This is a genomic window from Vibrio sp. 10N.222.49.C9 (genome assembly GCF_041474985.1).
Taxonomy (GTDB): Bacteria; Pseudomonadota; Gammaproteobacteria; order Enterobacterales; family Vibrionaceae; genus Vibrio; species Vibrio crassostreae_C.
Genome location: NZ_JBFRVD010001129.1, coordinates 1 through 439, shown reverse-complemented (window position 1 = coordinate 439; position 439 = coordinate 1). Strand labels below are relative to the sequence as shown.

Here is a 439-nt window from a genome sequence, read left to right as displayed (position 1 = left end):
TTCTTAAAAACGCTGGATCTGCAATTTTCTGAGGGTTTAAGTTAGTAGAAAATGCCATTGTCAGAACAAACGGGATAGTTATCTGTTGCCCATTTGGTAGTGATAAGTGATCATAATTATATTCCATTGGAACGATCCAACGATTGAGCAATGTCGCAACAGGCATAGGTTGACGACCCAAATCATCAATAACCAAGATACCGTTGTTCGCTATCATCTGAAGAGGAGCAATCCAGATCCGGTTATGTTCTGAGTGATTGACTTCCAGCATATCCATTGTCAACTCACCACCGACCTGCACGTTAGGCCTTTCACATAAGACCCATCTTTTGTCATAGTGCGACTTGAGGCTAATAACGTCTTTATTGTGGTTTTTATCAATGGGTTTGTGATGTTGCTCTGAAAAAACTTTAATTATATTACCTGCGGTAAACACTGC

At 40.1% G+C, this 439-nt stretch carries 1 pseudogene; it reads right to left on the bottom strand.

What is annotated here, in order from left to right:
* Window positions 1-439 (bottom strand): annotated as a pseudogene (locus AB4585_RS27205) (AAA family ATPase); the annotation flags it as partial.